Annotated in this window: 2 protein-coding genes; both read left to right on the top strand. The window is 37.9% G+C overall.

The genetic code is table 11. The features are described from left to right. The coding region (locus GMD6S_RS12890; RefSeq protein WP_000641979.1) for a hypothetical protein at positions 1–205 on the top strand (205 nt) is incomplete at its 5' end. A gap of 66 nt (positions 206–271) precedes the next feature. Beyond that, positions 272–819, top strand: a 548-nt coding sequence (locus GMD6S_RS11525) for a DUF2130 domain-containing protein (RefSeq protein ID WP_001002597.1), incomplete at its 3' end; no start/stop codon positions are given.

The following is an 819-nucleotide window of genomic DNA, read 5'->3' as shown; positions in this document are numbered from 1 at the left end:
ATTAGAGAATGAACAGATTGATGAAAGATTACAATTTTTAATTGATTATGGTGTACCAAGCTCAGCTGTAAAAAAAATTAGAAATATACCTGATAATCTTATTGAAGATTCTCATATAATACAATATCTAAGAAGAAATTTATCTCTTATAATTAGGAATTTGATTCCTTATGAAGCAAATTTATTAGAAGAAGCAATACGGTAGATATGAAAAAGACCCTAAAGAAGTAGATTAGGTATATTTTATTTTGAATAACACGAGGTACCCCCTATGAACGAAATCAAATGCCCCAACTGTGGGGAAGTCTTTACAGTAAATGAGAGTCAGTATGCCGAACTCTTGTCTCAAGTGAGAACGGCAGAATTTGATAAGGAACTGCACGATCGCATGAAGCAGGAGCTAGCCTTGGCTGAGCAAAAGGCTATGAATGAGCAACAGATTAAACTAGCTCAAAAAGACCAAGAAATCGCGCAACTGCAGAGTCAAATCCAAAACTTTGATACAGAGCAAGAGTTGGCTAAGAAAGAGGTTGAACAGACAAGTCATCAGGCCTTATTAGCAAAGGACAAGGAAGTGCAGGCCTTGGAAAACCAATTGGCGACCTTGCGTTTAGAGCATGAAAACCAACTGCAAAAGACTCTCTCTGATTTAGAAAGAGAGCGTGATCAGGTCAAAAACCAGCTCCTCTTGCAGGAAAAGGAAAATGAGTTATCTTTGGCTTCTGTTAAGCAAAATTACGAAGCTCAGCTCAAGGCAGCTAGTGAACAGGTCGAGTTCTATAAGAATTTCAAAGCCCAACAATCCACAAAAGCTATCGG

The organism is Streptococcus sp. GMD6S (genome assembly GCF_000297015.1).
The sequence above is the reverse complement of the archived record's forward strand: the minus strand, read 5'-3'. Positions and strand labels throughout refer to the sequence as shown.